20 protein-coding genes and 1 pseudogene are annotated in these 23,637 nt (G+C 61.1%); 10 read left to right on the top strand and 11 right to left on the bottom strand.

Annotated features, from left to right (window positions below; translation table 11 throughout):
- Positions 1–2: 2 nt before the first annotated feature.
- The gene (locus tag CFE428DRAFT_RS07140; RefSeq protein WP_006978819.1) at positions 3–1,307 is read right to left on the bottom strand and encodes an ATP-dependent 6-phosphofructokinase; all 1,305 of its coding nucleotides are present in this window, start codon (positions 1,305–1,307) and stop codon (positions 3–5) included.
- 237 nt (positions 1,308–1,544) lie between these two features.
- Here CFE428DRAFT_RS07140 and CFE428DRAFT_RS07135 point away from each other — a divergent pair, with 237 nt between their 5' ends.
- Positions 1,545–2,174: a superoxide dismutase gene (locus CFE428DRAFT_RS07135; protein ID WP_006978818.1), complete on the top strand. Its 630-nt coding sequence runs from the start codon at positions 1,545–1,547 to the stop codon at positions 2,172–2,174.
- A 165-nt stretch (positions 2,175–2,339) separates the two neighbouring features.
- On the top strand, positions 2,340–3,116 hold the full coding sequence (locus CFE428DRAFT_RS33190) for a hypothetical protein (RefSeq protein WP_006978817.1): 777 nt from the start codon (positions 2,340–2,342) through the stop codon (positions 3,114–3,116).
- A gap of 131 nt (positions 3,117–3,247) precedes the next feature.
- Here CFE428DRAFT_RS33190 and CFE428DRAFT_RS07125 read toward each other — a convergent pair whose 3' ends face one another.
- From CFE428DRAFT_RS07125 to CFE428DRAFT_RS07100, 6 genes are all read right to left on the bottom strand, one after another.
- Positions 3,248–4,372 carry a hypothetical protein gene (locus CFE428DRAFT_RS07125; RefSeq protein WP_006978816.1) on the bottom strand — a complete coding sequence of 375 codons (1,125 nt, stop codon included), beginning with the start codon at positions 4,370–4,372 and terminating at the stop codon, positions 3,248–3,250.
- A gap of 19 nt (positions 4,373–4,391) precedes the next feature.
- Positions 4,392–4,823 carry a hypothetical protein gene (locus tag CFE428DRAFT_RS07120; protein WP_006978815.1) on the bottom strand — a complete coding sequence of 144 codons (432 nt, stop codon included), beginning with the start codon at positions 4,821–4,823 and terminating at the stop codon, positions 4,392–4,394.
- Positions 4,824–4,839: 16 nt separating this feature from the next.
- Positions 4,840–5,424, bottom strand: a complete 585-nt coding sequence (locus CFE428DRAFT_RS33185; protein ID WP_006978814.1) for an RNA polymerase sigma factor — start codon at positions 5,422–5,424, stop codon at positions 4,840–4,842.
- 517 nt (positions 5,425–5,941) lie between these two features.
- A complete protein-coding gene (locus CFE428DRAFT_RS07110; protein ID WP_006978813.1) occupies positions 5,942–6,886 on the bottom strand; it encodes a PEP-CTERM sorting domain-containing protein in 945 nt (314 codons plus the stop codon).
- Between the two features lie 127 nt (positions 6,887–7,013).
- A complete protein-coding gene (locus CFE428DRAFT_RS07105; protein ID WP_157447447.1) occupies positions 7,014–7,421 on the bottom strand; it encodes a hypothetical protein in 408 nt (135 codons plus the stop codon).
- Between the two features lie 83 nt (positions 7,422–7,504).
- Positions 7,505–8,053, bottom strand: a complete 549-nt coding sequence (locus CFE428DRAFT_RS07100) for a hypothetical protein (protein WP_006978810.1) — start codon at positions 8,051–8,053, stop codon at positions 7,505–7,507.
- 109 nt (positions 8,054–8,162) lie between these two features.
- On the opposite strand from CFE428DRAFT_RS07100, the gene CFE428DRAFT_RS07095 reads away from it, so the two are divergent.
- The 3 genes from CFE428DRAFT_RS07095 (at position 8,163) to CFE428DRAFT_RS07085 (ending at position 12,203) form a co-directional block, all read left to right on the top strand.
- On the top strand, positions 8,163–9,401 hold the full coding sequence (locus CFE428DRAFT_RS07095; protein WP_006978809.1) for an LL-diaminopimelate aminotransferase: 1,239 nt from the start codon (positions 8,163–8,165) through the stop codon (positions 9,399–9,401).
- A gap of 121 nt (positions 9,402–9,522) precedes the next feature.
- Positions 9,523–10,410 (top strand): glutamate racemase, encoded by an 888-nt coding sequence (gene murI / locus CFE428DRAFT_RS07090; RefSeq protein WP_006978808.1) that lies wholly within the window; start codon positions 9,523–9,525, stop codon positions 10,408–10,410.
- Between the two features lie 44 nt (positions 10,411–10,454).
- Positions 10,455–12,203 carry a tetratricopeptide repeat protein gene (locus CFE428DRAFT_RS07085; RefSeq protein ID WP_006978807.1) on the top strand — a complete coding sequence of 583 codons (1,749 nt, stop codon included), beginning with the start codon at positions 10,455–10,457 and terminating at the stop codon, positions 12,201–12,203.
- Positions 12,204–12,210: 7 nt separating this feature from the next.
- On the opposite strand, the pseudogene larC reads toward CFE428DRAFT_RS07085, so the two are convergent.
- Positions 12,211–13,755, bottom strand: a pseudogene (larC, locus tag CFE428DRAFT_RS35470) (nickel pincer cofactor biosynthesis protein LarC).
- Positions 13,756–13,902: 147 nt separating this feature from the next.
- Positions 13,903–14,637: a 1-(5-phosphoribosyl)-5-[(5-phosphoribosylamino)methylideneamino]imidazole-4-carboxamide isomerase gene (gene hisA, locus CFE428DRAFT_RS07065; protein ID WP_006978804.1), complete on the bottom strand. Its 735-nt coding sequence runs from the start codon at positions 14,635–14,637 to the stop codon at positions 13,903–13,905.
- 174 nt (positions 14,638–14,811) lie between these two features.
- Here hisA and CFE428DRAFT_RS07060 point away from each other — a divergent pair, with 174 nt between their 5' ends.
- The 3 genes from CFE428DRAFT_RS07060 (at position 14,812) to CFE428DRAFT_RS07050 (ending at position 18,230) form a co-directional block, all read left to right on the top strand.
- The gene (locus CFE428DRAFT_RS07060) at positions 14,812–15,462 is read left to right on the top strand and encodes a hypothetical protein (RefSeq protein ID WP_006978803.1); all 651 of its coding nucleotides are present in this window, start codon (positions 14,812–14,814) and stop codon (positions 15,460–15,462) included.
- A gap of 54 nt (positions 15,463–15,516) precedes the next feature.
- Positions 15,517–16,179 carry a prenyltransferase/squalene oxidase repeat-containing protein gene (locus tag CFE428DRAFT_RS07055; protein ID WP_006978802.1) on the top strand — a complete coding sequence of 221 codons (663 nt, stop codon included), beginning with the start codon at positions 15,517–15,519 and terminating at the stop codon, positions 16,177–16,179.
- Positions 16,180–16,289: 110 nt separating this feature from the next.
- Positions 16,290–18,230, top strand: coding sequence for a DUF4838 domain-containing protein (locus CFE428DRAFT_RS07050; protein WP_042724541.1), 1,941 nt, complete (start codon positions 16,290–16,292; stop codon positions 18,228–18,230).
- 82 nt (positions 18,231–18,312) lie between these two features.
- Here CFE428DRAFT_RS07050 and CFE428DRAFT_RS07045 read toward each other — a convergent pair whose 3' ends face one another.
- Both CFE428DRAFT_RS07045 and CFE428DRAFT_RS07040 read right to left on the bottom strand, forming a co-directional pair.
- Complete coding sequence (locus CFE428DRAFT_RS07045; protein ID WP_006978800.1) at positions 18,313–20,109, bottom strand: tetratricopeptide repeat protein; 1,797 nt, start codon at positions 20,107–20,109, stop codon at positions 18,313–18,315.
- A 48-nt stretch (positions 20,110–20,157) separates the two neighbouring features.
- Positions 20,158–21,963 carry a tetratricopeptide repeat protein gene (locus CFE428DRAFT_RS07040; RefSeq protein ID WP_006978799.1) on the bottom strand — a complete coding sequence of 602 codons (1,806 nt, stop codon included), beginning with the start codon at positions 21,961–21,963 and terminating at the stop codon, positions 20,158–20,160.
- 429 nt (positions 21,964–22,392) lie between these two features.
- Between CFE428DRAFT_RS07040 and CFE428DRAFT_RS07035 the strand changes: the two genes are divergently transcribed.
- Both CFE428DRAFT_RS07035 and msrB read left to right on the top strand, forming a co-directional pair.
- Positions 22,393–22,704: a hypothetical protein gene (locus CFE428DRAFT_RS07035; protein ID WP_006978798.1), complete on the top strand. Its 312-nt coding sequence runs from the start codon at positions 22,393–22,395 to the stop codon at positions 22,702–22,704.
- A 49-nt stretch (positions 22,705–22,753) separates the two neighbouring features.
- Complete coding sequence (msrB, locus tag CFE428DRAFT_RS07030) at positions 22,754–23,359, top strand: peptide-methionine (R)-S-oxide reductase MsrB (protein ID WP_202797377.1); 606 nt, start codon at positions 22,754–22,756, stop codon at positions 23,357–23,359.
- Positions 23,360–23,637: the final 278 nt, after the last annotated feature.

Raw genomic sequence — 23,637 nt, 5'->3', positions numbered from 1 at the left:
AACTACCCATCCGACAGCCGTGCCGACTGCCCGGTGCTCTCCAACACCGAATGCCAGAGCTCGCTGCTCGGATCGACCTTGCGGCGGCCCTGGGTGGCCAGCGCGATAGGCAGGTGGACGAAGGCGCCGTGCCAGCGACCGACGAGCATCGAGGTCTTGCCCGCCATGGCGGCGTGGACCGCGTGCTGGGCGAGCTGGGAGCAGTAGACGTTGTCCTGCGCATTCGCGGGCACGCTACGGATGATGTAGCTCGGATCGAAATACTTGAGATTGCACTCAGTGCGGCGCTCCTTGAAGAAGGCGCCGATCTTGTCCTTCAGGAACAAGCCGATGTCGCCGTACTTCTGGTTACCGCTGGCGTCGGTATTCCCCGCGCTGGGAATCAAATCCTGCCCGGCGCCCTCGGCGACCACGATGACGGCATTTTTCTTCTTCGCCAGTTTGTAGCGCAGGGCCTCGAGCAGGCCGCGTTCGCCTTCGAGCTGGAAGGGCACCTCGGGGATGAGCACGAAATCCACGTTGCCACCGGCGAGCGCCGCATAGCACGAGATGAATCCCGAATCGCGGCCCATGAGTTTGATCAGGCCGATGCCATTGACCGCGCCGGTGGCTTCGACATATGCGCACTTCACCGTTTGCACCGCGACGGCGAAGGCCGTCTCGAAGCCGAACGACTTGTCGAGATACATGATGTCGTTATCGATCGTCTTCGGAATGCCGATGACCGCTTTCTTCAGCCCGCGGCGTTCGCATTCGTTGGAGATTTCCACCGCGCCGCGCAACGTGCCGTCGCCGCCGACCACGAAGAAGAGATCGATATTCATCTCCTCCAGCAGATCGACCATTTCGCCGATCTTCTGCGGCCCGCGCGAGCTACCGAGGATGGTGCCGCCGAAATTGTGAATCTGCGAAACGGATTCCGGCTTGAGGAGCATCGGCGTGTGGCCGTAGCGCGGGATGAGGCCTTCGTAACCGTAGCGAAAGCCGAAGACCTTCGTGACCGCGTAGCGATAGTGGAGCTGGGTGACGATGCCGCGGATGATGTCGTTCAGCCCCGGGCACAGACCGCCGCAGGTGACGATGGCTGCGGTGGTCTTGGCCGGATTGAAAAAGATGTGTTCCCGCGGGCCGGACGCTTCGAAGCTGAACTGGCTGGCATCGGCATGGGGCTCGGAATCGCGGTCCAGCGTGTGGCTGAAAAGCACGCGCTCGTTGTCTTTGCGAAAATTGACTTCGACACCGCCCCCGACGTGATGCAGGGGTGAAATAATTTCACACGGTCCGAGTGATTTGATCGTGGTGTCCATGGCGAAGGAGAATGAATGGGGGTATTCCCTGACAAGCTCAAGAAACGAATGATACGTACGCGTAAAAATTGGCACAGCGCGGCGAAAAATCGAGGGCCGCAGCAATTTGCTGGCGAAGTTCTTTCTGCCGTAACACACGCGCCGCTTGACCAAGCGGGCATCCGCTTCCCATCATGGAAACGAAACTGAATAACCCGGTCCCTTCAGTAGAAGGCGACCGACCAACCTGAACTCATTATGGCTCACGAATTACCAAAACTTCCCTTTGCCTACACCGACCTCGAACCCACGATCGATGCGGCGACCGCGGAGATTCACTACTCCAAGCATCACCAGGCTTACGTCAACAATCTCAACAAGGCTCTCGAAAGCGCGCCGGATCTCGCGAGCAAGAGCGCCGAGGACCTCATCAAGAATCTTTCGGGGGTGCCGGAGGCCATTCGCGGCGCCGTGCGCAACAACGGCGGCGGCCATGTGAACCACAGCTTTTTCTGGAAACTCCTGAAGGCGAAGGGCGAAGGCGCACCGGTCGGCAAGCTGGCCGAGGCGATCAAGAGCACCTTTGGCGACTTCGCGCAGCTCCAGGAGAAATTCAACGCTGCCGGCGGGAGCCGTTTCGGTTCGGGCTGGGCGTGGCTGGTCGTCAATGGCGGCAAGCTCGAAGTCGGTTCCACGGCGAACCAGGATAGCCCGCTCATGGGCAAGGCCGTGGCCGGCATCGAAGGCACGCCCGTCCTCGGGGTGGACGTGTGGGAGCACGCCTACTACCTCCACTATCAGAACCGCCGTCCGGATTACCTGAAGGCGATCTGGAACGTGATCAATTGGGCCCAGGCCGAGGAGAATTATCTCGCCGCGCTGAAGTAAGGCGCGATCCAGATTAATACGTAGTTTAAAGGACGCCGCACCGGATTTCGGTGCGGCGTTCTAATATTTGTGGCGGTTGCAGCGTCATTCGTCAGAACTGACATGAAATCGTTGCATTTTTCCTTCTTGCTTATTGGAGCGCGCGGGCGCTCAATCTTCCGCGTTATGGTTTCCAGAGATCGGGAGAATTACGTGAGGGCACTGACCTGTGCGTTGGTGTTGGGACTGGCCGTCGGTTTCACCGGCTGCAAGAAAAAGGAAGTAGCCGAGGAGCCGGAAGAAGCCCCCGCGGCGGCGCCGGCATCCAAGCCCAAGCCGGCCACACCGGAACCGAATTCGGTGGCGGTCGCGACACCGGCTCCAAAGCCCGCGGCGACGCCGGCTCCGGAACTCGCACCACCTGGCATCTTCTATTTGGTCACCTCGGTTTCCGTGGAGACTTCTGATGGCATTCTCGGCCTCAAGCCGGGGCAATTGCTCAAGCAAGTGCGCCCGGGCGTCTACAAGGCGGACAACAATGAAGTGACCCTGCGGCCCGATCAGGTGACGAATGACCTGACTATCGCCCGCCGCGTCGCGGCGCAAGACGAGCAGACCCAGGCCGCCATTCAACAGCATCTCGCGGCGGTGAGAGCGGCATCCGCTGCTTCCTCCGCAGCATCGGCTGCGAACACGTCAGCCGGTTCGCCGTCGTCCGCCGCTGCGGCGCAGCCTTTGCCTCCGAATGTCGCGGCGCGACAGGAACTGATGCAGAAAAAGAAAGCCCTGATGGCGCAGGTCGATCAATTGTCGCTCTCGCTCAATCAAGCGAGTGCTCACTTTGGTGGCAATTGGGCGCTGGCTGCGAAGAAATCAGCGGTGGTCTACCAGCTTTTCGAGCAGTACAACGGCTTGGAAAGACAAATCACCGACGTTAACAACCAACTTTCTCAGCTTCATTAGCCACGTGAGCAGAGGTGGCTGCGGCCGGGCTTGCCCGATGGAAGGCTGAGTGATTTTCCAAAAACGAAATTGCGCCGGTGACGAACCACCGGCGCAATTTCTTTTGGATGAACTCTTCGAGGCCTATTTGCCTATTTGCCGAGTTGCAGGCTGAGATCCTTGCCCGCCGGATGCTGCCGTGCCGCCATCAGCGTCATCGTCCCGTTCGCATCCTTCTGCAGGCGCAGTGGCTCGCCTTCCAGGGAGTCGTGATAAGTCGCCGCGGCGGCGTCATCGAGTTGCGGGCCGTGTTGCAGAGCGGCATCGAGCATCGTTTGGAGCGTCGCGAGAATGAAGTTCTTTTCCGCCACGGCTGTGGTTGTCGGGAAGGCGATGCGCACGAGAAGATTTGGGCTTCTCGCCGCCTCGTCCGTGAGCGCTTTGAGCTCCGGTTGCGCTTGGGACCACGGCTTGCCAAAGGCGGCTGCGACACGGTCTTGCAAGTCACGCCAGCTGGCGATCGTAGTTTTTGTCACCCGTAGGGTGGCCAGAGCTTCCTTGTCGCCAGGCTTGTTCGTCTCCGCACTGGCGATGGCCGCCTGGAGCTGAGCGTCCGGTTTGCCGTCGGCCGCCGCGTGACGTTCGACCCAGTCGATGAAAATGCGCTCCCCGTTGAAAGCGGTCTGGATGGAGTGCAATGGTGGGAGGGCCTTGAGCGCGGCGGCGTATTCGTGCCGGCTTTGAGCGTCCCAAGCGAGGCAATGGCGCGCCGCCGCGTGAATCGCACTGGTCTCCATGGCCACTTGCACGAGATAGGAAATGAGGAAATCGCCACTGCCCGCGTGCCGCGCCATGCGATGTGCGACCAGCAGCCAATCGATCCCTTCTTTCACTTTGCCTTCGGCGAAAAGGGCTTCGGCTTGCACAATGGCCAGGCTCGACATTTGGCGCATTTTGGCGAGGTGCGGTAACAATGTGGCCGGCCCGTCTTCAGTAGGGAGTCCCCAGTCGCAATCCGCCGTGGATTCCGCCCCCTTGCGCAGCAGCCGCAGTGTCGCTTCGCTTTTCAGGAAATCGTTGCCTTTTGCGGCATCAAAAGCGCGCTGCCCGGTCGCCATCTCCACGAGTTCTGTCGCCTGTTCATTGCTGAGTGGTGGCAATTTGGCAGCGGCCTGCCAGTAGAGCAGGGCGGGGTTGATGGTTTTCGAGTCTTCGGCGCCGAATATCGGGGTGAGGGTGAGGGCGGTCAACGCGAGGGCGAACAGGCGGATTTTCATTGGAGACGGGTGGGTGGGTTTAGGGAAGTGGAGCGCGGAAAACAGGAGCCGATGCGGGCAGCAAGGAAGCAGCATCGCGGTCGAGTAGCGCGAAAAGGGCGGCATCGCCTTCGTTTGCGGCGGTCCGGTAGGCGAGCAGGGAAGCGCGAGGAACTGCGGGGGCAACCGGCGGGTGCAGCGGATGGTCCGGCTGGGATTGAACGGCGATCTTGTTCTCTGGTGACGAATGGATCTGCCAAAAGGCGATGGAGGCCAGCAGCGCCACCACCATCGCGGAAGTGAGTAAGGGAACCAAATTCCATTGCGGTATCGAGGGCTCGGCCTGCTCGCGGATCCGGCGCATCGCGGTGGAGTGCAGTCGGGGATCGAAATCGGGCTTCGGCAGCTGTGCAGCGTCGCGCTGGAGTGCGTCGCGCATCGGTTGATCGGCATCGGGGTTCGGAGTGCTCATGACTTCGTTCTATGGGTTAATGAGCGCCGTGGCGCAGTTGGTTCATTTTTTCCTTCATGCGGCGGAGATTGGTCAGCGCATGGTGCAGACGGCTCTTCACCGTGCCGGGCGAGATGCCCAGCGCGGTCGCGATCTCCGCTTCGCTGGCCTCGGCGTAAAAGCGCAGGCGCACGACTTCGCGATGCCGCGCCGGGAGCGCGGTGAGCATGGCGCGGAGCAGTTCCGCTTCGACAGCTTCCGGGTTCGGAGCCGCGCTGGTCGTGGCTGCTTCCACGCGATTCGCGGCCGCCTGTTGCTCCAGCGTGGCCAGCGGCAGCCGCCGCGAAAACCAACCGAGGGCCCGGCGGTGTTGCCGGAGGAGGATGACGTAAAGCCAGGTGAAGAAACGGCACGAGCCATCGAACCGAGGCAGGCTCTTCCACGCAGCGATCATCGTTTCCTGCACGAGATCCTGCGCGCGCTGATGGTCGCCGCAGAAGGCCAGGGCCTGTCCCATGAGTTGCGGCTGCGACTCTTCCATGAGCCGCGAGAAGGCCTCGAGGTCGCCGCCCCGCGCGAGCGCGATCAGGTCAGCGTGTTGTTCGGAAGGGGTGGCGGACATGCGGTGCTGCACCTTAATGGCGCGCCATAGCCACGAGGTTCACAAAATCTTCCAGAATCTTCTTTCCGCGCTTCCGTTCCGGCGAAATCGCGCGGCTGTGCGAAGCGGTAGCCGGCCTCAGTGAGGCCGGTTCCGGGGGGCACTGACCCGATCTTTATCCACATCTTGCCGGACGCGTCCGAGTCGTTGCGGTGCAGAGGCAGGCTGTCCCGGAGGGACAAAGGAATTTAGCCGGGGGTAAAGCGAGCTTGCGAGCGACACCCCCGGAACACGTCCCCCCACATCAATGCGCCCCGGAGGCGGCGCGGGAATCCTTCGCTCGCGGGAGATTCCTCCGCCCCTCCAGGGCGGGTCCGTGGAGGGACGGATATCCGGTGGTTGCGCCTGTTCGCCTGAAGCTCACAGGCTTGCGCACCGGCTAAATTCCGTCGTCCCTCCGGGACAGTTTGCGGCTTCGCCAACTCAACTCGATCGACGCCAACTGAAATGTGGGTAAAGGTCAGGGCACTCCCCCAAGCTACGACATCTGACGCTTCCGCCGGCGGGCGGCGATCCCCAAGCTCCCCAGCGCCAGCAGAACGGCGGACGCGGGCTCGGGCACGCTGGGCGGATTGATCACATCGCTCTCTGCCGTGCCGAAACGGAAGTCATCGAAGACCACCTTCGATGGCGACTGATTGGTGAAATTCGTCGATATCCAGCTTTGAAACGCGCCGAGGTCGGTGGAGGAGTTGATCGTCCCCGTGACCGCTTGTGCTCCTGGACTGTTCACCAACGTGCCCGTGCTGTCGTAGATGGAAGGAGTGAAAGTGGCATTGGGACCCGAAAGCGAGAGATGCACCTCCACGAGATAGGTCTGGTTTGCTGTGGGAGCCGCCAGCAGGGATTCCGTGGCATAACTGGCGCTGCCGTTGCCGTAAAAGAGCGAAAGCGCACCGTTATTGAAACCGATATTGAAGCCATTGGCCGGGATCGTGGCATTGGCACCGCTGGGACGAGAAGAGCCAAGCCCTGCGTAAACGCTGCCAGTGTAGGATGTTGCCGATTCCGAGAGCAGCAGGCTAAAATAATAGTCGGAGGAAACGGGGGGGCTTATGGAAGCCAGGTCCCGGTATTGCAGTCGGGGGTTGGCGTTGCCCGCCGCCAGGAAGCTGCCGTCGTTGGTCGTGGGTGGACTGACCAGCAGCGGGTTGGTGAGACCGCCCACTTGGGCGAGAAAGGCGCCGGTACCGGATTGCCAGCCGGCAATCTGGTTCCCAGAGGCGGATCCAGTGTAATAGCCGACAGTATCGGTAGTGGCGGTTTGCCCGTTAATATTCCCCGCTAGATAAAAGCCGGACGAGGATGTCGAAGTCGTCTCGAAATTATCCAATGCGATGAGGTTCGCCTGAGCCCGTTCCCTCGCCAGCAGAATACATGCGATCGCGAGACCGAAAGAGAGGATGCTGGGACGGGAGGACATGGACGAAGGGAATAAATCGGAGAAACTGCGCGATTGTCAATGGGTTGAATACGTAGTGAAAAGCAGGACGCTAGGACAGTCCTGGCGAAGGGCATGTCGAGCCCTCGGCGCCGGACGTCCGCGGAATCTACAACGTAGGGAGGTCTCCCGCGTTGGCCGGAGGCAGCATTGCCCGAAGGGCATTCCAAAAATCGCCGGCTTTCTTCCATTGCGCTGAGTCGGCCCGAATGAAGCAGAACGATCCGTGGCTCAACTCGCCGCCGGAAATGGAGATGGTCAATTTCTCGGCGACTCTTCCCGGAGACGCCAGCGTACTCGGAGGAAGCCGGTAGTTGGCCAAAGCGATGGCCAGGGAACGGCAGATGGCGAGGCTATGCTTCTTGTCGATCGGCTGCCCAGCTTGGTGCCGATTGTGATGAAAAAGATCGAGCATGCCGTCGTTCGGCAGACCGGGGCTGCGATGTGGCACCAAATTGATGTGCATGTTCACCATGTCGCGCCCCTGGCCGGCCAGGGTCATATCAATCGTGAACACGGGAATAGTGATCCGGTGTTTCGAACAGGTCGGCGGATTGCCCGTAAAGCGGCAAAAGAGCGAGCCAGGTTCCGAGAAGATATTTAGCGATGGTCATGGATCAGATCTTTCCCGTTGGAAGGCATGGTGGCGCGCAGATGGCTCCAGAGAGTGGCCGCGGCGTTCCAGGCCGCCGGATCATTGCGCTGAATGACGAGGACCACATCGACATCGAGATTGGGATGAGTGATGCCGAGCGTGAACTGCTCGTTACTCACGCGCGTCTTACTGCTCGACGCCGGGATGCGGAAGAGTGCCGTGAGGCTGCGGACTTCGTTGAAGATGGGAGCGATCGCCGTCTCGGGAAGTTCTCCCGTGACCCAGGAAGACACTGGCTTTTCGGCGGCATTCTGAAGCGCAGCGGACCTCGTGGTGGGGGCTTTCAGGGGTTGGACCGTTCCAGTTACCTTTTGGCCACCGGAAGGCTGGTCCTGCCATTCGAACTGCATGCCTTCGTTTGCCGAGCCCTCCGGCGGTTGGTAGTGCATGGAGATCAAAAGCTTGGGGTAATCATTCAGATTGCCGAGCAATTGCGCCGAGGCTGGCCATGACACGAACACCAGCAAACTGAGAAGCACGAAGCGAAGCCACATGCGGCCGCATTTACCCAAAGGACGGCGCAGTGGCAATTGTAGAAAAGGCCAGCCGCGTTTCGCCCTTGAGCCGGGCTCCCAGTGGCGCTACACCGTCCCGCTCCTATTTATGGCTTTCCTCAACGACAACTATTTCAAGCTCAAGGCCGGTTACCTGTTCCCCGAGATCGGGCGGCGGGTGAAGGCGTTTGGCGAAGCGAATCCCGAGGCCGCCAAGCGGATCATCCGTTGCGGTATCGGCGACGTGACCGAGCCGCTGCCGGCGGCGGTGACTGCGGCGATGCACAAGGCGGTGGACGACATGGCCACGCGCGAGCAGTTCCACGGCTACGGCCCGGAGCAGGGCTACGAGTGGTTGCGTCAGGCCATTGCGGAGCATGACTACCGCGCGAAGGGGATCGAAGTCGCGGCGGACGAAATCTTCGTCAGCGACGGCTCGAAGTGCGATTGCGGTAACATCCTCGACATCCTCGGAAGCCAGAACAAGGTGGCGATCACCGACCCGGTGTATCCGGTGTATGTCGATACGAACGTGATGGCCGGCCACACCGGCGAGGCCGACGAGAGTGGCGCCTATGCCGGGCTCGTTTACCTGAAGTGCACGGCGGAGAACGGCTTTGTCGCCGAACCGCCGAAGGAGCACGTCGACGTCATTTACCTCTGCTTCCCGAACAACCCGACCGGCGCCGTGGCGACGCGGGCGCAGCTCGAGGCCTGGGTGGCTTACGCGAAGGAACACCAATCGGTGATCCTCTATGATGCGGCCTACGAGGCTTACATCAGCGATCCGGCGGTGCCGCACTCGATCTACGAGATTCCCGGCGCGCGCGAAGTCGCGATCGAGTTTCGCAGCTTCTCGAAGAACGGTGGTTTCACCGGGACGCGTTGCGCCTTCATCGTGGTGCCGAAGACGCTGCTGGCCTCGACCGCGAAGGGTGAGCACAAGCCGTTGCACCCGCTGTGGGCGCGCCGGCATACCACCAAGTTCAACGGCGTTTCCTACGTTGTGCAGCGGGGCGCCGAGGCGATCTACACGCCGGAAGGCAAGCAGCAGGTGAAGGCGTTGCTCGATCACTACATGGGCAATGCGAAGATCCTCCGCGAAGCCGCGGCGGCCGTCGGTCTGCGCGTCTACGGCGGCGTGAATGCCCCTTACATTTGGGTTTCCACGCCGGCCGGCACGACGAGCTGGCAGATGTTCGATCGCATGCTCAATGAAGCGAACGTCGTGATCACTCCGGGCAGCGGCTTCGGGGCGATGGGCGAAGGCTACTTCCGGATCAGCGCCTTCAACTCCCGCGCCAATGCCGAGGAAGTCGCACGGCGGATGAAGGCCATTCAGTGGTGAGGTAACGGCCGCCACTGGCGGCTTCCCTTCTTAATCTTAATCGTAATCTCAATCTTAATCTCTACGATGAGCGGGAAGGATTAAGAGTAAGAGTACGATTACGATTAAGAAAACCCTCCGTATGCCCGCTGATTTTTTCCCGAACGCTTCTTCTCCGATCAGCTGCCCGGTTGGCGTCTACGACAGCGGTTACGGTGGCCTCACCGTGTTGCGGCAACTCCGGCGCACGCTGCCTGAGCTCGATTACATCTATCTCGGCGATTCGGGTCGCGCGCCGTACGGCGGACGCGATGTCGATACCATCCTCGATTTCGCCGAGCAGTGCGTGGAGCGGCTTTTCGCCGAAGGCTGCCGCGTGGTCGTGGTCGCGTGCCACACCGTTTCGTGTGTGGCGCTGCGACACTTGCAGCATCGCTACGGCTCGGCGGAACGGCGCATTCTCGGGGTCACGATTCCGGCGGCGGAAGCCGCGGTAAATCGCACGCGCGGCCACATTGGTTTCGTGGGGACCGCGCGGACGGTCGCTTCCCACACCTTTCGCACCGAGGTGCGCAAACTGAATGCGGAGGTGAAGGTGACCGAAGTGCCGGCGCCCTTGCTCGCGCCGATCGTCGAGGAGGGATGGGAGGATACCGAAATCGCGCGCCTCGCCGTGCAGCGGTATCTGGCGATGTTCGATGGCGTGGACACGCTGGTGCTCGGTTGCACGCATTACCCATTGTTGGAACGCGAATTCCAGGAGCTCACGCCCGCGCCGGTTCAGGTGCTCAATCCCGCCCCGGAAGTCGCCGAGCGTTTCCGCGCGTGGCGCGAGCGGCATCCCGGCTTCGCCCCGGCGGGCAGTGGACGGCTGCGCTTTCTTTCCAGCGGAGATGCGGCGCGTTTCGCCAAACACGGCGCGCGTTTTCTGGGAGAACCGATTTCCGTGGTGGAACATATCGCCGAACAAAACGGCCGGCTGGCTTCGAGCCCCGAGGACAGCGAACCGGTGGGCCAGGTGGTCCGCTGAAAATCGGCTGGCACAACTCGTGCGACGGGTAGCCCTTTCCCCTGATGTCCGCCGCTCCTTCCGACTCCGCCCCGGCCAACGCTGCGCCCCTGCGCGCGTCGCTGCCGGAATCCCGCGTCGTCGCCTATGTGGTGATCGCTTTGATCGTCGCGGTGGTCTGCACTTATGCCCGCATCGTTCGCGCGGACTTCATTCAATTCGACGACAATAGCCACGTCTTCGAAAACGCGCTCGTCCGGGGCGGCCTTTCCTGGCGTGGCGTGATCGAGGCCTTCGCGCATCCGCACGCCAGCCTGTGGGTCCCGCTCACGTGGCTCTCGTTCATGACCGATGTGAGCCTCTTCGGGCTGAATCCCGGAGCAATGCACGCGGTCAATCTTGCCTGGCACACAGCGAGCACGGTGCTGCTTTTTCTGACGCTGCGGCGCATGACCCGCCACCTCTGGGCGAGCGCGTTCGTCGCCGCGCTCTTCGGTCTGCATCCGCTGAATGTCGAATCGGTGGCGTGGATCGCCGAACGCAAGAATGTCCTGAGCACGTTCTTCTGGTTTGCATCCATCGCGGCGTATGCGCGCTACGCAGAAAAGCCGCGGGCGCTGCCGTATCTCGCGGCCCTCGTCGGTGCGGCGCTGGCGCTGCTGGCCAAGCCGATGGCGGTGACCCTGCCTTGCACGCTGCTGCTCCTGGATTTCTGGCCGCTGGAACGCTGGCGCACGGTCGATTGGCGGCGGCTGTTGCTCGAGAAAGTGCCGTTCTTTTTGCTGAGCGCGGGAGCGAGTTGGATGGCGGTTCACGCCCGACGTGCGGAAGCCGTGGTGACGGCCGAGACGCTTCCGTTCACCGAGCGGATCAGCAATGCTCTCGTTTCCTACCTCACGTATTTGGACAAGCTCGTCTGGCCCGTCAACCTCGGCGTCTTCTATCCCTATCCACAGCATCCGCAGACCGCGTTGGTGGTGATTGCCGCGCTCTTGTTGCTCGCGGTGACGGTGATCGCCATTCGCGAATGGAAGCGGCAACCGTGGCTGCTCATGGGCTGGCTGTGGTTTCTGGGAATCCTGGTGCCGGTGATTGGTCTGGTGCAGGTCGGTTCGCAGGCACGGGCGGATCGTTTCACTTACGTCCCGCAACTCGGCATTTTCCTCGCGGTGACCTGGCTGGTGAAAGAGCGCTGGTCGCGATCCGCCTGCGCGTTGCGGCTGGTTGCGGGACCGGTGCTCGCTGCTTGTGCCTTGGTGAGTGCGCATCAAGTTGCTTACTGGCTGGATGGCGCGACGCTCTTTGAGCACACTGCCGCAGTGACGGAAAACAACGCGTGGGCTTTTGCGCTGGCCGGCATGCATCGGGTGCGGCAAGGAGATGTGTCGCGAGCGATTGCGGCGTTTCAAGTGTCGCTCCGGATGAAGGCAGACCAGCCGGCGATCTGGCGGGAGTTTGGCGCGGCCTTGTTGCGCATCGACAAAGCGCCGGCTGCGGCGGAGGCATTTCGCGTGGCGCTGAAATACGATCCCGCGGATTTACACGCCAGCTATCTACTTGCGGTGACGCTGGAGAAAATCGGGCAGACCGATGAAGCGATCGCGCGACTCGGGCAACTCGTGCAGGATCTGCCCAAGTCGGCGGGCGTGCAGTATCATCTGGCGCGGGCGCTGGAGAGCAAAGGCCGGCATGAAGAAGCGTTGCCGCACTTGCGCGAAGCGGCGCGGTTGGCACCCGGGCAACCCGAGGTCGCGACGGCGTTGAAGCAGGTGGAAGGCGGAATGAGCGGGTTGGGGGCTTACCCGGAGTTTTGAGAGCGAGCTATTTGCGGTGCCAACTCCTCGTCGCGGCCTCGTAAATAGCGCGGAGCGGTTGGCCGCTTTTCTCGCTCACCGCCCGGCAGGATTCGAACTCCGGCGCGGCTTGCACGACCTCACCGTTCTTGAGCCCGAGCTTCACGATCACTTCGCCGAATTCCGTCTGCACCTTTTCGAAGCGCCGCTCGAGTTTGAGGCGGACGATTTGTTCGGTGCGCAGGCCAAAGGCGCTGGTCTCGCGGAAAATGATGTCGGCCATCGGTTCGACGTGGCCGACTTCGCAGAGCACGGAGAGCATCACCGCCGGCCGGTTCTTTTTCATGTGGATGGGCGTGAACCACACATCCAGCGCGCCGGCCGCGAGCAACTTGTCCATCGTCGCGCCGAGGATTTCGGGCGACGAATCGTCGAGATTCGTGTCGAGGCGGGTAACGGTGTCTGTCTCGTAACCGCCGGACATGGCTTAGTCCTCGACGAGAGTGCCGATGACGGCGCGCAGCACGTTCGGGCGCGACTGCAGATCGCGTGAGCCGACGCCGTAACCGATCTTGTCGATCTTGAGCTGCGGCATGGGGCCAAACGACGCGCCGAACTCCGCGGCGATGGCCGCGCCGGTGGGCGTGATGAGTTCGTGCGGTTCCTCGATCTGGCTGAAAGGGATGCCCTTCAGAATCTCCAGCGTGGCCGGAGCCGGCAGCGGGAAGATGCCATGGGCGCAGTGCACTGTGCCGGAGCCATCGTGCAGCTTGGACACGAAAACCTTCTCGACCCCGAGCGTCTCGATACCGACACAGGCGCAGACGACATCGGCGATGGAATCGAGCGCGCCCACTTCGTGGAAATGGACGTCCTCGACGGATTGCCCGTGAATCTTGCCCTCGGCCTCGGCGATGCGATGGAAGATCGACAGCGCGTGCTTTTTCACGAAGGCAGAGAGTTCGCTGTTCTGGATCAGCTCGCGGATCTCTTTGTGCGTGCGGCCGTGGGCGTGCTCATGCCCGTGATGATGATGGTCGTCGTCCACTTCGCAACCGTGGTCATGATCGTGCTCCTGGCCGTGCTCATGGTGATGCTCGTGCTCGTGCTTGTGTTCATCCTCATGCTCATGGTGCTCGTGCTCATGAGTGTGTGCATGTTCATGCTCGTGGGCATGAGCGTGGGCGGGCTCGTGTTGATGTTCATGTTCATGGGTGTGCCCATGTTCATGCTCCTCGTGGGAATGGCCGTGATCATGATGCTCATGATCGTGGTCATGATCATGCTTTTCCTCATCGTGATGATGATGCTCGTGCCCGTGTTCGTGTTCATGGGAGTGCGCATGCCCATGTTCGTGCTCATGATGATGGTGCCCCTCGCAATGCTCGCAGTGTTCCTCGTCCTGGTCGTGCGTGTGCGTCGTGCCTTCGTGAATGCCGAACTTCACCCCTTCCACCTGCTGCCGCTGCTTGCGGTCGAAGTGCATATGGAAATCGCCGAGGTTGAGCTTGGAGAGCTCCCATTCGAGGGCGGAGGGCTTGACGCCGAGATCGACCAGAGCGCCGACGGTCATATCGCCGGAGATGCCAGAGAAACAATCGAGGAAGAGGACTTTCATAGAGAGGCTGCGGGAAGGTGGGGACAGAAGCGTGACAGATGCTGCACGGGTTACAACCCTGCAGGGTTGGCGTGCTTTGGCACGATAGACCCGGGATAGGGCTTATTTGTTCGATGAAGCGGCGCGCGTGGCCACGAGATCGCGCAGATTGATGGCGCCATCGTAGAGAGCCTTGCCGATGATGCAGCCGTAAAGACCGGGCATTTGCGAGAGGCGCTGCACATCGGCCACGCTGCTCACGCCGCCGCTGGCGATGAGCTGGCAGCCGATCGAGTTCAGCATTTTCTCGGTCTCGGGAAAATTCGGGCCGGCCATCATGCCGTCGGTGGCGATGTCGGTGTAAATGATCGTCCCGGCGCCAGCGGCCTCCGCGCGCTTGGCGAGATCGAGGGCCGTCAGCTTGGATTCCTCGGTCCAGCCTTTCACCGAGACCTGGCCGTTCTTGGCATCGATGCCCACAGCCACGCGGGCGCTGCCAAATTTGGCCGCGAGTTGCGCCACGAAATCCAACGACTCCGCCGCCCGGGTGCCGATGATGACTCGCGAGACGCCGGCGTCGATGGCCCGTTCCGCGGCGGCGAGATGGCGAATGCCGCCGCCGAGTTCCACCGGGAATTTCACCGCTTTGCAGATTGCCCGCACGGCTTCGATGTTTCGCTGCTCGCCGGTAAAAGCCGCGTCGAGGTCGACGACGTGCAAGTAGTCGCCGCCCTCCGCCTCCCACCGCTGGGCAAAGGCCGCGGGGTCGCTGGAGTAAACGGTTTTTTGGTCGGCTTTGCCCTGGCGCAGTCGCACGACTTCGCCGGACATGAGGTCAATAGCAGGCAGCAGGATCATCAGAGGATAGGGAAAAGCGTGTCAGTGTAGGTAATGGGGCGGGGGATGCAACCCGGGATGAAATGACGAATGACGAATGACCCCGAGGAGCGGGGACGAATGACGAATGTTCGGGGCTCGCTTTTTTGCGCGGGGCGGGGAAGACTCGGGTGTTCCCCAACTCGAATCTGGCGTATGAAGAGATATCTCGGTGTTTTGTTTGGCGTGTGCGTGGCCAGTTTTTCTGCGGTAGCGCAGTTTTCGAAAGGCGACCAGATTGAGCTCACCCAGGACGCTCCGCTGCTCTTCAAGCAGGCCACCCTGCGGGTTGGCAAAAAGGGTGAGCGCTTTACGGTGTTGCTCGATCGACCGGCGGAGCATCGCGTGTACGTGTCCTCGCGCGGGGCCAACGGGCAGGAAATCGCGCTCAGTATCGCCGAAGACGCGGTGACACCCGTGCAGATGGCTCCTGCGCCGACGCCCAGCCTGGTGCCGCTGATTCTTGCCGCACGGGCTGGCGCCGCGCAGCGGGCGAAGGCGATGGAGGTCAATGGCGGAAAACCCGAGAGCGAGGAATCGGTGGTGCGGGGGCTTCGCTGGCTGGTGGCGAATCAGAACGCGGACGGTTCCTGGGGGACGGGTGGTGGACCGGTGATGGCGGCGATGACAGGCTTCAGTATTCTTTCTCTCGTCGGACATGGGGAGACGCCCACGTCTCCAGAGTTCGGCCCAGCAGTGCAAAAGGCGATCGATTGGGTGATTGAGAAAGGTGGAAAAAATGAGGGGGCATCTCGGCATGGAAAAAAACTTCAGCCCAGACGGGCGTCTACGCACACGCCATCGTGACCTACGCCCTGAGCGAATACTATTCGATGACCAAAGGACGAACGGGTTGTCGATTTGCTGAAGCAGGCAGTCGGTTACATCGTGGATGGCCAAGGGCCGGACGGAGGCTGGATGTATGGTTACGATAAGACGGAAAGCGATACCTCGGTGAGTGGCTGGCAGATACAAGCGTTGAAGGCCGCACATGTGAGCGGTCTCGATATCGCGGGGGTCCATGCGACGCTCGATAAAGCGATGGATAACCTTGAGCGGGTGAGGGGCAGAAATGGCGGCTTTGGCTATCGCAACGCGGCGCAGGAAAAATACAGCCTCACGGGTATCGGTGTGCTGTGCACCTATTTCTGGAAACAGGAGAAGAGCAAACTGGTCCGCGATGGTATCGAGTACATCATGGAGCATACGACGAAGCGCAGTCTGAAAGACCTGTATTTTCCCGTAGATTACGCCGACGATAAGGCCGATCTTTATGCATGGTATTACGATACGCTGGCCTGTGCGTATGTGGGAGGGTCAGCCTGGAATACTTGGAACAGGCTGATCCAGCGCGAACTCGTGCACAATCAAAGCGCCGATGGAAGTTGGCCGGTGTTATCCGGAAAATCGGCCGGGGGTGACCTGCAAAGAAGCACAAACATTACTGGGCAGCTCTACCGCACCAATCTGTGCATCCTCATGCTTGAGGTTTACTACCGCTACAAATACCGAATCAGTGACTAGGCTGAATCGACATTCAACGCCTTATGACTACGCCCCCCGCTAAATTCGCGTTTGCCGTTGCTCTTCTTTTTGGAGCTCTTTCTTCTGCAATCGCGGACTCGGGACTGACTTTGGTCGAATCCCACCAACCAAAGGCCGTCATCGTGCTCGCCGATGCACCTTCCCCCGCAGCCACGGCGGGCGCCAAGCTGATGGCCGATATGGTGTTCCGGATCTCCGGTGCGAAACTTCCGGTGATCCACGAAGCCGATTTGCAGAAACCGAAGGCCGAAAGCGATCCGTCCAAAGGCCCGTACGTTCTCATCGGCGAAAGCGAACTCGCCAAACAACTGGGCGCGACCAGCGAGGGCCTCGGCCCCGGCGGCATCCTGATTCGCACCCTGCCCAATGCCCTGGCGCTGCTCGGCGCAGACACGAAGACCCCTTCCGATTCCGGCGGCAGCCGCTATGCGGTGACCACGTTCCTGGACGAAGTGCTCGGGTGCCGGTATCTGTGGCCGGGGGATTCCGGATTGGTGATCCCACCGCAAGACACCGTGAAGGTGCCGGCGCTCGATCGGAAGTTCACTCCGGTCATTGTCGAGCGACACATTCGGGCCAACGAATACGGCGAGCGCATCCAAGTGGGCCTCGATCAACTGCTGCTCGACAAAAAGGCGTGGGACAATGCCCGCAAGATCACCACGCCCGATTGGTTCGTGTGGCAGCGCATGGGCGGCTCGCTCGGCCTGCGAGCAGGTGATGGCTCCATCATTCCGCGCGAGGCCTGGACCCGCTTTTTGAAAGAGCATCCCGAGTGGTTTGCCATGCAGGCGGATGGCTCACGCGAGCCGGCGCCCGGGGAAGAGCGGCTGCGGCTTTGCAAATCGAACCCCGCCCTCATCGACGCCATCGTGCAGGAAAAGCTCAAGGAATTGCGGGCCAATCCGAAGCAGAGCAGCGTGTCACTGATCACCCACGATGGCGGGCGAACCGGCTTCTGCCTGTGCCCAGCGTGCAAAGCGCTGGACCCGGCCGAAGGTCGCCCCACGGAAATCTGGACCTACGACCACCAACTGTCTCAGGTCCAAAAGATGCAGTACGTCTCCCTGAGCGACCGCATGTTCTGGTTCAACAATCAGATCGCAGAGGGCGTGGCCCGGGAATTTCCGGACGTGCTGTTCTGCGGCTCGGCTTACAGTTGTTACACGGCCCCGCCGCTGCACATCAAACTGCACCCTCACGTAGGGCTGCGTTACGCGGGGCATGGATTACAATACGCGACACCGGAACGCCAGACGGGCCTCACCGAGTGGGATGGCTGGGTCAAAGCTGCCTCCATGGTGCAGTACCGGCCGAACTTCCTCCTCGCCGGCCGTCGCGAAGGTGTGCCCACCATTTATGTGCACAAACTCGCGCAAGACATCCGCCACATGGCGGAGCGCGGCCTGGTCAGCACCGACTTCGATGCCTGCATGCAAAATTGGTCCACGCAGGGATTGACCTATTACGTGCTCGCAAAGCTGCTCTGGGATCCAAACCTCGATGTGGACGCCGAGATAGACTCCTACTGTCGCTCCGGCTTCGGCAATGGATGGAAGGAAATCGAGAACTACTTCGCCCGGCTCGAGGCATTGATGAACCAGACCGCCGCCGTGAATCATGCGCCCGGCCCGGATACGCCCAACGGAACCATCATGATCCCCTACACGCCGGAAGTCCTCGCCGAATTGCGCGGCTACCTCGACGCGGCGGATCGCGCGACCGCGGGCGACGCGGCCTCCCAACGTCGCATCGCCTTCCTGCGCCGCGGCCTCGACCTCACCGAAATCGAAGCCGCCGCCCACAGCTTCCTGCGGCGGGCCAAAGAGTTGAACGCCGACGAAAAGGCCGAAGCCGTCAAGCTGCTCGATCGTCGTTGGGTCACGATGCGCAAGATTTTCACCGAAGATCATTACGCCGTGAACGTGGCTGGCCTTCTTCAGGCCGAAGACCATCGCTTCAAGCCCTTGGGTTGGAAAGGGCCCAGCACCGCCGCTCGCGCCAGCGTGGCGACGGTCTCGGCAAATTAGCGACGAGTACGAGGCTGAACCGACATTCGAGGTAGCAAAGAGGTGTATCGCGTAGCGGTAAGATGAACCGCCGCCGCAACCGTCAGTTGAATGTCGATTCAGCTTGGTGAACTGCGGATGGAGGCGCTGCTAGTGTGGCCAACGCCGCTGTCAGCGCCGGGTCATCGGCGTAGAGTTCGTGGGCGCGTTGGGCGAAGTGGCGGAGATCCGGTGCGGATGCCGAACCGCTTTTGGCGCTCATGGCGATGGCCTCGGCGATGCGGGTAGCGTTACTGGAGGAAAGCGGGCCGATTTGTTCGAGGTAGTTCTCCGCTTCCTTCGGGCGGCCATGCTTGAGCAGGAGCTCGATGAGATTGATCTTTGCTTGCGTGAGGCTGGAATCGAATTTCAGCGCGGCCGCGAATTCCACGATCGCGTCGTCCTCGTTGCCGAGTTTCAGCAGGGCGACGGCGCGGTTGTTGTGGCCCGAGGGTTCCTGGAGATTGACCTTTTCCGCGGCGAAGTATTCGCGCTCCGCGCCGGCGATGTCGCCTTTGTCGAAGAGTAAATTGGCGAGGTTGTAATGGCTCCGATAGTAGTGAGGCCGGAAGGTGATCGACTTGCGGTAGGCATAGATCGCTTTGGCGGGTTCGTGATCCTCGGCAAAGATATTACCCAGATTGTACCAACCTTCCCACGCCTCGGGATTTTTCGTCACGACGTGGCTCCAGAGGGTCGCGGGATTTTCGAAGTGGGCGAAATGCATCGAGGCCAGCACGGTCAGACCGGCCACGGCGGTCGCACCGACGGCATTGGGATAGGCGGCCAGCCTGGGCCAGCGCAGTGCCACCTGCTGGAGCGCGGCGACGACGGCGACGAGCAGGCCGGGTAGCGCGTGATATTGCCAGTGGTCGGCGATGAGCGAGAGCGTGAAGTAGTTCGTATCGAAGACCCCGAGCAGCGGGAAAAGCATGAGCGCGTAGTAGACGATGCCCGCCGCGACGGGCGCGCCGATCCGCCGCCAGAAGAGCGCACAGCACAAAAGCAAGGCAACCAAAAGGAGGCCGGGGAATACCGTGCTCGCCGCTGCCGTGGTATCGACCCAGCCGCGATACATCGGCGTGAGGCCCACGGGAAAGAGTGCCTTGCCAAGGTAGAACCAGAAATCCGCGCCGGCCGTTTCCATGCGCTTCCAGAGGGAAAGGCTGCTGAGCAGGGAGAAGGATTCCGACCGATTACGCTCGAACCAGAGCGTGGTCAGGCCTGAGGCCACGCAGAGGACGTAATAGGGGATGAGGCGCAGCAACAGAGCGCGCTTGCCTGGACTGAAAAGATAGAAGGCGCTGAGGAAGACCGGCAGGAAGATCGTGGACGGCTTGGCGGCCAGAGCCGTAGCGAACCAGAACAGCGAGAGGAAATACTGCGCCGCACGGCGATCCCGCGCGTAACGGACGAAGGCGAGCAGCGCCAGCGCCATGAAAAGAAAGGACCAGGTATTCTTCTGCTCCGCCGCCCAGGCGACGGTCTGGACATTCACCGGATGGACAGCGAAGAGCGCCGCAACCCACCACGCGCCGGGCAATCGCCACTCGCGGGCGATCCGCCAGACGAGCACGCAATTCACGCAGTGGACCAGCAGATTCACCAGGTGATAGGCCGGCGGATACATGCCCCACATCATCCATTGCACTTTTAGCAGCGACCAATAGAGCGGGTAGTAATTCGGCGCGGCGGAGGTGAACCAAAAGTCGTAAAACGCGCCTGGTTTGCTGAGCAGTGGATTTTGCGAAATGCAGATTGGGTCGTCGAAATCGAAGCCGCGCCCGACGCCGAAGCCGTAGATGAGAAAGGCGAGGACAAAGAGGAGCAGTGTCCGGGTTTTGTCGTTCCAGTATTTCATGCAAAGAGGGTTGAGCGGCGCAGACTGTTAGCAGGTTCCTGGCCCGATTTACTGCTTTTGAGCCGCGCCGCCGGGCACGGACAGAATGGGCTTCGTTGACACCGTGTCCAAGGCGGAGCGCAGTTCGGGTTGCCCGGGATTCAGAGCACAGGCGCGCGCGGCAAACTCGCCGAGGTCGTGGATCGGCGGATTGGGGATTTGCCCTCCGGCGCGGATAGCGTCGGCGATACGATGCGCATTTGCTTCGTTCAATGGGCCCGTCTTCTCGAGATGTTGGATGGCCTCCTTGATCTGTCCGCGCTTGAGCAGGATCGCGATCAAGTTGACGCGCGCGGATGTCTCCGTCGGATCGAGTTCGAGCGCACGGGTGAATTCCGCCATGGCATCGTTTTCGCGGTCGAGACGCATGAGCGCGACGGCGCGGTTGTTATGCACATCGGCGTCATCGCTCTTCAGTTTCTCGGCGGCGAGATACTCGCGCTCCGCTTCCGCTACCTGGCCTTCTTTGGAGAGTGAATTGGCAAGGTTGTAGTGGCTTTGAAAATAGTCGGCTTTGACCTGGATCGACCGTCGATAAGCCGCGATGGCCTGCGCCGGTTGATGGTCATCGGCCAGCACAATGCCGAGATTGTACCAGCCAATCCACGCGTCTGGATTCTCCTCGACCACATAGGTCCACAGGCTGCGCGGATCTTCAAAGTGCGCAAAGTGCGCCGAAGCCAGGGCCGCGAGTCCGAGCACGGCCGCACTTCCAATGGCATCGGGATACGTGGCCAGACGGGGCCAGCGTTGGGCAAGGCGGTGCAACGCGGCGATCACGGCGACGATCACGCCCGGCAGCGCGTGGTATTGCCAGTGATCGGCGACCAGCGAGTAGGCGAAGTAATTCGTGTCGAAGATGCCGAGCAGAGGGAAGAGCATCAGCGCGTAGTAGATGAGCCCAAGCGCGATCGGTGCCCCGATGCGGCGCCAGCCCAATGCGCAGGTCAGCAGCAGTGCGACCAGCAGGATGCCCGGCAGGGCGGTGTGTGTCGCCGCCGAGGTGTCGACCCAGCCGTGATACATCGGCGTGAGATGAATAGGCACTAGCGCCTTTTCGAGATAGAACCAGAAGGTCGCGCCGGAGACTTCGAGGCGCTGCCAGAGGCTGAGCGTGCTGAGGAGCGATTTGGCGGCGACGCGATGCTTCTCAAACCACACCGTGGTCATCCCCGCGGCGAGGCCGAGCGCGTAGAAAGGCGCGAGACGCAGCCATACGGCGAGCGTGCCTTTTTCCCGGCGAAAGCCGTAGCAAATGGCGAGGAAGACCGGCAGGAAAACGGTCGAGGTCTTGCAAGCCAGCGCCGCGGCGAACCAGAGCAGCGAGAGGACATACTGCGCCGCGCTGCCCCCGTGTCTCTGGCGGATGAAGGCCAGCAGCGACAGCGCCATGAAAAAGAACGACCAGGTATTCTTCTGCTCCGCGGCCCAGGCCACGGTTTGGGCATTCACTGGATGCACCGCAAAGAGCGCCGCCACCCACCATGCACCGGGCAGCCGCCACTCGCGTGCGATCCGCCAGACGAGCACGGCATTGACGCTGTGCATGAGTAGATTGACGAGGTGATAGCCGATCGGGTTCGTGCCCCAGAACAGCCATTGCACGCGCAATAGCGACCAGAAAAGCGGGTAGTAGTTGAACGCTTCGGAAGTGAACCAATACGTGTGAAAGGCATCGGGCCGCTGCAGGAGCGGATTGTCGCGGATGTAGACGACGTCGTCGAAATCGAAGCCGCGAGTGATCCCAAAGCCGTAGATGAGGAAGGCGAGCGCGAAGAGCAGGATCGCGCGGGTTTTATCGTTCCAGTACTTCAAGCAGCGTGGCCCTCCGGTGATCGGCGCCAAAGTCCGCCGGCCAGCAGCGCGCCCCTGAGGACGACTTGCCGGGTGAAAGCGGTTTTCGCCGAGGCCGAAGGGGATGTTTCGCGATGAGTCCGTTCCACGGGTTCAGTTGGTCTTACGGCGGGCAAGGGAGTGAGAAGATGCAGGTGCTTCAGCAGGACTCTTGCCTGAGATTCTGTTGGGGGGACATGCAAAAGTTGATAGTTGAGAGTGGATAGTTGATAGCCACTGCTTCTTCTGCGGCAGTTCTCCCCGGAGTCGGATTGGATGTTGGATGTTCCGCTTTTTTTACCGGCTTATCCTCCGGTCATTTTGCTTCCTTCGAACTCCGCGTGGCAGTTCCTCTCTAAGCCCGGCGTTCTTTCATGGTGGTATTTGACGCAACTGGCGTAATTTATCCCTGTGAAGTTCGAAACCTATCTGCTCCTGGCCCTCCTCGTTTTCGGTATCTGGAAGACGAACCGCAGTGTGCAGCGCAGCCGGACGGTGCAGGAACGCTTCTTTACCGTGCGGGCGTCGATTTTCTTCTGGTTCGTGGGATTCTTGGGCCTGACCGCGCTGCTCCTTTTGCCGGTGCGCGCGCTGATACTCCTGCTTCTGCCGGTCGCTTTCGGGGGACTGACCCTGGTCAAATTCTTCCGCGATGTCCGGTCCCGGTTGCGCCAGACCGACGAAGAACGCGTGGACATCGAACGGATGAAACGCATTAATTAATCCCGGATTTTTGAACAACTGCTTCCGCAAATCCATCTCACTCCCCGTCATGAAAAACCGCCTCTGTTTCTCTCTTCTCGCCGTTTCTTTTGCATTTGCGATGCAGGTCCGTGCCGCCGACCCGACCCCGACGGACGATAAAGAGAAGGCCAAGGAAACCGTGAACGTGACCGTGAACATGAACAAAGACGAACTCCGCAAGAAACTGACCCCGCAGCAGTATAAAGTCGCCTGCGAAGGCAGCACCGAACCGCCTTTCCACAACGCCTACTGGAATAATCACGAAGCAGGGATCTATGTGGATGTGATCAGCGGCGAGCCGTTGTTCACTTCACTGGACAAGTTCGATTCCGGCACCGGTTGGCCGAGCTTCACGCGCACGCTGAAAAAGGACGCGATTGTGGAGAAGCGCGACGAGAGCTTTGGGGCGGTCCGCACTGAGGTGCGCTCGTCGAAGAGCGACGCGCATCTGGGGCATGTCTTTAATGATGGTCCGGCTCCGACAGGCCTGCGCTATTGCATCAATTCGGCGTCGCTGAAATTCATCCCGGTGGCGGAGTTGAAGGCGAAGGGCTACGGCGAGTATCTGCCGCTGTTTGAAAAAGCGGGGGAGGCGAAGCCGGAGGCCAAAGCGGAAGAGCCGGCGAAGAAGTAGGCTCGTTAGGGAGCGCAGCGCCGCAGAGTTTTGGGCAGCGCACCCGTCTCGGGTGCTGGTTTCGGCGTCTCGCCGAAACGAACTTCCCTCTGTGGGGCAGGAGAAGAGCGGCAAAAATCCTTAAAAAGTTCGCGCAGGCGAGACGCCTTCGCCAGCACTGGGGACGGGTGCGATTCCCGGATATCCGCAGCCTTGCGCATCGGACGGGACAACCGCGGACTGGGAGGCAAACGAATGCCTTTCAAACAGCGATGCATTCATCCTCTGTCGATGCCGGT

Source organism: Chthoniobacter flavus Ellin428, assembly GCF_000173075.1.
Lineage (GTDB): Bacteria > Verrucomicrobiota > Verrucomicrobiia > Chthoniobacterales > Chthoniobacteraceae > Chthoniobacter > Chthoniobacter flavus.
The sequence above is the reverse complement of the archived record's forward strand: the minus strand, read 5'-3'. Positions and strand labels throughout refer to the sequence as shown.